Here is a 7,217-nt window from a genome sequence, read left to right as displayed (position 1 = left end):
GGGCGCGGCCGTGCGAGCACCGCCGCCCGTCGGCCGGGCAGCGGACTGTCGGGGGGTCGGATACTCCGTCACGCGTTGGGTTTCCATCCGTCCGGGGCCGCGCCGTGCATCGGGCGGGCCCAGCGCTTGAGGACTCAGGGGCGTCGGCAGTTCAGGAAAACCTGTATCTCGGGAGAGACGTCCGTGCTGGCCGGCGCGTACGCGAACGTCTCCTCTCCGTCGATCTCGAAGCCCGCGTCGGACACCACCTGGCGCAGCTCCTCCCGCAGGTAACCGGATACCCGGATCGTGTGACCCAGGAACGGGATGGCGAAGTCGTCCACGTCCGCCTCGACCATGCCGAGTGCCAGCAGCCCGCCGGGGCGCAGCTGGGCGTGCAGCATCCGCAGGGCGACGGGGATCTCCTTGCGCGGCAGCATCAGCAGCGAGAAGAAGGCGGCGGCGCCGTCGAAGGGTCCCAGACCGGCGTGCTCCAGGTCGGCGAGGTCCATCAGGCGGAAGTCGGCGCCGGGGACGTTGACCCGGCCGAGCTCGATCATGCCGGGCGAGATGTCGATGCCGGTGACCCGGTGCCCGGCCTCGGCGAGCCGGCGGGCGGTGGGGACCCCGGTGCCGCATCCGACGTCGAGCACCCGCGAACCGGCGGGCAGCCCCTCCGCCAGCCAGGCGCCCGCGGCCAGCTGCCCCTCCTTGTGGGGAAAGACCTCGTCGTAGCGGTCGCCGATCGCGTCGAACGCATCGGCCTGTCCGGCGCGGTCGATCGCCGCTCTGTCGTAGCCCGTGTACACCTGGTGGCCTTCCGTGTCGCTCACGCTGGGGGCTCCTCTCGCGGCAGTGCGCCAAATCCCTTGCATGGACGGGGAGTTCGCCGTGACGAGCTTTCCGCCGAGTCCGGGGGTGATCCTACTTTCGACGCCCCGGGGCACAACAAGGAACCGCGGAACGTCCTCCGCCATCATGCGAGACGCACGGCGACCCCACCAGCCCTTTCAGCCGATCCGTGCGGGTTCGCGGTCCCAGTCGCGCGGCAGCCGGGGAATCCGCCAGACGGGATCGGGCCGCCAGTCCTCCCAGCCGTCGCGGAACGGGCTGCCCCAGGCGCGGACCACCTCCACCGCGCGCCGCCCGGCGGCCCGTACGCGCTCGGCCTGGGCGGCGTCCATCAGGCCGGTGCGCTGCGCCTGCTCGAACTCGTCCTCGTCCCGCCACTGCCAGGTGCGGTCGGGGTGGACGGTGATGTCCAGGAAGTGGTCCTCGGAATCCACACCGCCCGCCCAGCGGCGCAGGGGCTCCTCCAGGTTGACGTACCAGTTCCGGAACCGCCAGCCGCGGTCCCAGAACAGCCACACCGACCAGGGTTCGCCGGCCCGCGCGACCTTGAGGACACCGGTCCCGAACCACCGCGACCGCACCACCCGGCGCGGCTTGGTGTAACGGGTGGCGAGCGGCTCGCGGTGCACGGGAGTGCCGTCGGCGAGCTCCGGCTTGACGCAGACGGTCCCCGGCGCCATCCACACGGCGAGCAGTCCGGGGGTGTCGCGGACGACGGTCACGGGACGGCAGATGTGCAGGGTGTCCCCGCCGTTGGCCCGGTACCGCCACAGAATGTGCTCGCCGGCCTTCCAGCGGGCGCCGCCCGCCGACCGTGTGTGATCCGCCGTGTCTGTTGTGTCCGCCGTGTCCGCCGTCATGCACGGATTTTAGGCCCGGTCCGGGGGCCGGGCCCAGGATCCGCGCCCCGGCCCGGCCCCGTGCCTCGGTTCAGGGGCGGGTCAGGGGCGGGTCATGCGCAGCACGTCCAGGGCCTGGTCGAGCTGCTCCAGGGTGAGCATGCCGCGCTCGACGTAGCCGGCCTCCAGGACCACCTCGCGGATCGTCCTGCGTTCGGCCAGGGAGCGCTTGGCGACCTTCGCGGCCTCCTCGTAGCCGATGTAGCGGTTGAGCGGGGTCACCACGGACGGGGAGGACTCGGCGTACTCGCGGGCCCGCTCCGCGTCGGCCTCGATGCCGTCGACCGTGCGGTCGGCCAGCAGCCGGGAGGAGTTCGCCAGCAGCCGGATCGACTCCAGCAGGTTCCGGGCGATGACGGGGAGCATGACGTTCAGCTCGAAGTTGCCCGACGCCCCGGCCACCGCGACCGTGGCGTCGTTGCCCATCACCTGCGCGGCGACCATCAGGACCGCCTCGGGGACCACCGGGTTGACCTTGCCGGGCATGATCGAGGAGCCGGGCTGGAGGTCGGGCAGGCGGATCTCGGCCAGCCCGGTGCGCGGGCCCGAGGACATCCAGCGCAGATCGTTGCAGATCTTGGTCAGGCTCACGGCGATGGTGCGCAGCTGCCCGGAGGTCTCCACCAGGGCGTCCCTGGCGCCCTGGGCCTCGAAGTGGTCGCGGGCCTCGGTCAGCGGCAGCCCGGTGGCGCGGGCGACCTCGGCGATGACGGCCGCGGAGAAACCCGGCGGGGTGTTGATGCCGGTGCCCACCGCGGTGCCGCCCAGCGGCAGCTCGGCCAGGCGCGGCAGGCAGGCGCGCAGCCGCTCCGCCCCGTAGCGCACCTGCGCCGCGTAGCCGCCGAACTCCTGGCCGAGTGTGACGGGCGTGGCGTCCATCAGATGGGTGCGGCCGGACTTGACGACCTCGGCGAACTCCTCCGCCTTGCGCTCCAGCGCTTCCGCCAGGTGTTCCAGCGCGGGGATCAGGTCCCCGGTGACGGCGGCGGTGGCCGCGACGTGGATGGAGGAGGGGAAGACGTCGTTGGAGGACTGGCTGGCGTTGACGTGGTCGTTGGGGTGCACCGGCGCGCCCAGCCGCTCGCTCGCGAGCGTGGCCAGCACCTCGTTCATGTTCATGTTGGAGGAGGTACCGGAGCCGGTCTGGAAGACGTCCACGGGGAAGTGGTCGTCCCAGCGGCCCTCGGCGACCTCCCCGGCGGCCTGTTCGACGGCCCGGGCCAGACCCGCGTCCAGGACGCCGAGCTCGGCGTTGACCCGGGCCGCGGCGGCCTTGATCCGGGCCAGCGCCTGGATGTGCGCGCGTTCCAGGCGCCGGCCCGACAGGGGGAAGTTCTCCACGGCGCGCTGCGTCTGTGCCCGCCACCTGGCGTGGGCGGGCACCCGCACCTCGCCCATGGAGTCGTGTTCGATCCGGTATTGCTGCTTGTCGTCGCTCGTCCCGGTCATGGGACGAATCTAACCGGGCGGGCCGGTCAGTCCGCGGAACGCACCGGGATGGAGGTGACGAACGGCTGGGCCGGGCCGGGGTCGGTGAAGAAGTCGTTGCCCTTGTCGTCGACGACGACGAAGGCGGGGAAGTCCTCGACCTCGATCCGCCAGACCGCCTCCATGCCCAGCTCCTCGTACTCCAGGACCTCCACCTTCCTGATGCAGTCCTGGGCCAGGCGCGCGGCCGGGCCGCCGATGGAGCCGAGGTAGAAGCCGCCGTGCTTCGCGCAGGCGTCGGTGACCTGCTTGCTGCGGTTGCCCTTGGCCAGCATGACGAAGGAGCCGCCCGCGGCCTGGAACTGCTCGACGTAGGCGTCCATGCGGCCGGCGGTGGTCGGGCCGAAGGAGCCCGAGGCGTAACCCTGCGGGGTCTTGGCCGGACCCGCGTAGTACACGGCGTGGTCGCGCAGGTAGGCCGGCATCCCCTCGCCCGCGTCCAGTCGCTCCTTGATCTTGGCGTGGGCGATGTCGCGGGCGACGACCAGCGAGCCGCTCAGGGACAGCCGGGTCTTGACCGGATACTTGGACAGCTCGGCGCGGATCTCGTCCATCGGCCGGTCGAGGTCGATCCGCACCACGTCCGAGTCGAGGTCGGCGTCGGTGGTGTCGGGCAGGAAACGCGCCGGGTCCCTCTCCAGCTCCTCCAGGAAGACCCCCTCGGCGGTGATCTTCGCCAGGGCCTGGCGGTCGGCGGAGCAGGAGACGGCGATGGCCACCGGGCAGGAGGCGCCGTGGCGGGGCAGGCGGACCACGCGCACGTCGTGGCAGAAGTACTTGCCGCCGAACTGGGCGCCGATGCCCAGTCTCTGGGTGAGCTCGAAGACCTTCTCCTCCAGCTGGAGGTCCCGGAAGCCGTGGCCGGCCGGGGAGCCTTCGGTGGGCAGGGAGTCCAGGTAGTGCGCGGAGGCGTACTTGGCGGTCTTGAGCGCGTACTCGGCCGAGGTGCCCCCGACGACGATCGCCAGGTGGTACGGCGGGCAGGCGGCCGTGCCCAGGGAGCGGATCCTCTCCTCCAGGAAGCGCATCATGGCTCCCTCGTTCAGGACGGCCTTGGTCTCCTGGTAGAGGAAGGACTTGTTGGCGCTGCCGCCGCCCTTGGCCATGAACAGGAACCTGTAGGCGTCGCCGTCGGTGGCGTACAGCTCGATCTGCGCGGGCAGGTTGGTGCCGGTGTTCCTCTCCTCCCACATGGTCAGCGGGGCCATCTGGGAGTAGCGCAGGTTGAGCTGGTGGTAGGCGTCGAAGACGCCGCCGGACAGGGCCTTTTCGTCGTCGCCCTCGGTCAGCACGTTCTGGCCGCGCTTGCCCATCACGATCGCGGTGCCGGTGTCCTGGCACATCGGCAGGACGCCGGCGGCGGCGATGTTGGCGTTCCTCAGCAGGTCCAGCGCCACGAAGCGGTCGTTGGGGGAGGCCTCGGGATCGTCCAGGATGCGGCGGAGCTGGGCCAGGTGGGCCGGGCGCAGGTAGTGGGAGATGTCGTGCATCGCCTCGGCCGCGAGCTTGCGCAGTGCCTCCGGCTCGACCTTGAGGAAGGTGCGTCCGCCCGCCTCGAAGGTGCTGACGCCCTCGGCGGTGACCAGGCGGTAGGGGGTGGTGTCCTCGCCCAGGGGGAGGAGTTCGGTGTGGTCGAACTCCTCGGAGGCCGGGCGGGGGGCGGCCGCGCGGGACGGTCGGGGGTCGGCAGGCATGGACGGTCTCTTCCTCTCGACGGTGGCGCATCACAGGGTATGACCCCCGAACGGGTGGCGGTGGTGTGAGGTGCGGCTCAGCCGCCGGGCCGGCCGCACCCCGGCCGACGCGGCACTGGTCGCGATGTATCGCGTTCGCTAGGGTGGCGGCGTGGACGAGAAGACCTCCCTGCGCAAGCAGCCCGCGGAACGGCCCCCCGCCGCGCCCCCGGCGGCCGGGGCGGACGTACGCGCCTCCGACGCCGACCGCGACCGGGTGCTGGAGATCCTCCGCGAGGCGCTCGCGGAGGGACGGCTGGACACCGGCGAGCACGCCGAGCGGATCGACGCGGCATGCCGGGCCAGGACGGTGGGCGAGCTGCGGCCGCTGGTCCGCGATCTGCCGGCCGGACGGGAGATGGCTGCCCGCTCGGGCCGCCCGGCGTCCGGCCGGTGCGGCGACAACGTGATCGCGGTCTTCGGCGGGGCCTCGCGCAAGGGGCGCCGCCGGGTGGGGGCGAGGACCAACGCCTTCGCGCTGTTCGGCGGGGTCGAGATCGACCTGACCGAGGCGCTCTTCGAGCGGCGGGAACTCGTCGTCAACGCCACGGCCGTCTTCGGCGGCATCGAGATCAAGGTCCCGGAGAACGTGACCCTGCGCGGCTCGGGCAGCGGGATCCTGGGCGGCTACGACGTGGAGGCCAGGGAGTCGGCGGATCCCGACGCACCGGTGGTCGTGGTCCGCGGCGCGGCGGTCTTCGGCGGGGTCGAGGCGAAGGCGAAGCGTGGCAAGCGCCTGCGGGACCTGCGCCGCTGACGCCTGTCCCCGACAGCGCCTCCCCGACGGCCTGCCGGGCGGGTGCGCGCACGCGACCGCCCGTACGGCCCTCCCCCTGTCCGGGCCGTACGGGCGGTGTGCGGCGGGCTCACGCCCGGTGCCACGCGCGGGCTTCGCGGGCTACTCCTCCGGGTGCGGCGGGCGCCCCCGGCGCGGATGGGGGCGGGCGTCCCCCGGCATGCGCCCCGCCTCGTTCAGGGCCCTGCGCAGCAGGTAGTCGACCTGGGCGTTGGTGCTGCGCAGTTCGTCCGCCGCCCACTTCGCGAGCGCGTCATGGACGGCGGGGTCCAGCCGCAGCAGCATCTGCCGGCGCTCGCGCCGGGGCCGCCGCGCCCCCTCCCGCCCGGGGCCGCCGTCCTCCGGCGGCCCCTCCGGCCGGGCGCTCACTGGTAGAGCGAGCCCGTGTTGAGGACCGGCTGCGGGGAGCGGTCACCGCAGAGCACCACCAGCAGATTGCTCACCATGGCGGCCTTGCGCTCCTCGTCCAGCTCGACGAAGTCCTGGGAGGCGATCCGCCCCACGGCCTCCTCGACCATGCCGCACGCCCCTTCCACGATGGTCCGGCGCGCCGCGACCACCGCGCCCGCCTGCTGGCGCTGGAGCATCGCGGCGGCGATCTCAGGAGCGTACGCCAGGTGCGTGAAGCGCGACTCGACGATCCGCACACCCGCCGCCCGCACCCGGGCGGTCAGCTCGACCGCGAGCTTCTCCGTGATCTCCTCGGCGTTGCCGCGCAGGGACAGCCCGTCCTCGTCGTAGGCGTCGTAGGGGTACTCGATGGCGATGTGCCGCACGGCCGCCTCGGTCTGGGTGGAGACGAACTCCACGAAGTCGTCCACCTCGAAGGTGGCCTGCGCGGTGTCCTCCACCTGCCAGACGACGACGGCCGCCAGCTCGACCGGGTTGCCGTAGGCGTCGTTGACCTTGAGGATCGCCGTCTCGTGGTTGCGGACCCGGGTGGAGACCTTCTTACGGGTGGTCAGCGGGTTCACCCAGCGCAGACCGTCCTTGCGGATGGTGCCGGTGTAGCGCCCGAAGAGCTGGACGACCCGGGCCTCCCCCGGCGCGACCATGTTGAGGCCGGCCATGGCGAAGACCGAGCCGATCATCAGCAGCACCCCGGCGACGACCAGCGTCACCCCGATGCCGCGCGCGCCGCCCTCGACAAGCAGCGCACCTCCCACCACGGCGCCGCCCCCGGCCAGCAGACCCAGCAGCCCCAGCAGCAGGGCGAGTCCGCCGGGGACGGAGTGCGCGGACCTCTCACGCACCTGCGGAGCGGGCATCTCGGGAAGCTCTCTGACGGTCTGTGCGGTCTCAACGGACATGGCGGTCCCCCGTTTCCATGAAGCTGTCTTATAGCAAAGTGATAGCACTTTATCGCGGTGCCGCTTCCTCGGGGTAGGGGGGTGCGGAAACGCCCGGGCCCCGCCGGACGGCGGGGCCCGGGCGGAGCGCCATGCGTTCGGGATACCGCCGGGACGCCTC

General features: G+C 72.4%; 7 protein-coding genes. 1 reads left to right on the top strand and 6 read right to left on the bottom strand.

What is annotated here, in order from left to right; all coding sequences use genetic code 11:
* Window positions 1-134: 134 nt before the first annotated feature.
* The 4 genes from AC2CJA_RS07785 to AC2CJA_RS07770 form a co-directional block, all read right to left on the bottom strand.
* Entirely contained in the window at window positions 135-854 is a 720-nt protein-coding gene (locus tag AC2CJA_RS07785; protein ID WP_484601933.1) for a class I SAM-dependent methyltransferase, read from the bottom strand.
* A gap of 135 nt (window positions 855-989) precedes the next feature.
* On the bottom strand, window positions 990-1,691 hold the full coding sequence (gene fomD, locus AC2CJA_RS07780; protein ID WP_484601932.1) for a cytidylyl-2-hydroxypropylphosphonate hydrolase: 702 nt from the start codon (window positions 1,689-1,691) through the stop codon (window positions 990-992).
* 81 nt (window positions 1,692-1,772) lie between these two features.
* Window positions 1,773-3,179 (bottom strand): class II fumarate hydratase, encoded by a 1,407-nt coding sequence (locus tag AC2CJA_RS07775; RefSeq protein ID WP_484601931.1) that lies wholly within the window; start codon window positions 3,177-3,179, stop codon window positions 1,773-1,775.
* Window positions 3,180-3,205: 26 nt separating this feature from the next.
* Window positions 3,206-4,912: a fumarate hydratase gene (locus AC2CJA_RS07770; protein WP_484601930.1), complete on the bottom strand. Its 1,707-nt coding sequence runs from the start codon at window positions 4,910-4,912 to the stop codon at window positions 3,206-3,208.
* A 151-nt stretch (window positions 4,913-5,063) separates the two neighbouring features.
* Between AC2CJA_RS07770 and AC2CJA_RS07765 the strand changes: the two genes are divergently transcribed.
* Window positions 5,064-5,708, top strand: coding sequence for a DUF1707 SHOCT-like domain-containing protein (locus AC2CJA_RS07765; protein ID WP_484601929.1), 645 nt, complete (start codon window positions 5,064-5,066; stop codon window positions 5,706-5,708).
* 141 nt (window positions 5,709-5,849) lie between these two features.
* Here AC2CJA_RS07765 and AC2CJA_RS07760 read toward each other — a convergent pair whose 3' ends face one another.
* Window positions 5,850-6,116 carry a type II toxin-antitoxin system antitoxin gene (locus tag AC2CJA_RS07760; RefSeq protein ID WP_484601928.1) on the bottom strand — a complete coding sequence of 89 codons (267 nt, stop codon included), beginning with the start codon at window positions 6,114-6,116 and terminating at the stop codon, window positions 5,850-5,852.
* Window positions 6,113-7,057 carry an SPFH domain-containing protein gene (locus AC2CJA_RS07755; protein ID WP_484601927.1) on the bottom strand — a complete coding sequence of 315 codons (945 nt, stop codon included), beginning with the start codon at window positions 7,055-7,057 and terminating at the stop codon, window positions 6,113-6,115. Before AC2CJA_RS07755 ends, AC2CJA_RS07760 begins: the two co-directional genes overlap by 4 nt.
* Window positions 7,058-7,217 lie beyond the last annotated feature (160 nt).

This window comes from Streptomyces sp. ATLC9, assembly GCF_057196705.1.
The sequence above is the reverse complement of the archived record's forward strand: the minus strand, read 5'-3'. Positions and strand labels throughout refer to the sequence as shown.